Annotated in this window: 1 rRNA gene; it reads right to left on the reverse strand. The window is 45.7% G+C overall.

Features of this window, described 5'->3' with window-relative positions:
• Positions 1–214: 214 nt before the first annotated feature.
• A 16S ribosomal RNA gene (locus GJ695_RS29465) occupies positions 215–304 on the reverse strand; the annotation flags it as partial.

Here is a 304-nt window from a genome sequence, read left to right on the forward strand (position 1 = left end):
GCTATTAGGCAAGCATTTACTACTTTGTGATGATGAGTTTTACTACCCAGGCATGTATCTGTCGACACACGCCTAATAAAACTTTACTTCTTCCAGATTGTTAAAGAACGATACTGCTTTTACCTAAAGCCTGAGCCTTACGTAAAACCAGTGATCTGTTACAGCCGATAAGTGTGGACGCTTGATGTGGTTACAAGAACCAGTGCTACTCTAGAAAGGAGGTGATCCAGCCGCACCTTCCGATACGGCTACCTTGTTACGACTTCACCCCAGTCACGAATCCTACCGTGGTAAGCGCCCTCCT

The organism is Duganella alba (assembly GCF_009674495.1).
GTDB lineage: Bacteria > Pseudomonadota > Gammaproteobacteria > Burkholderiales > Burkholderiaceae_D > Rugamonas > Rugamonas alba.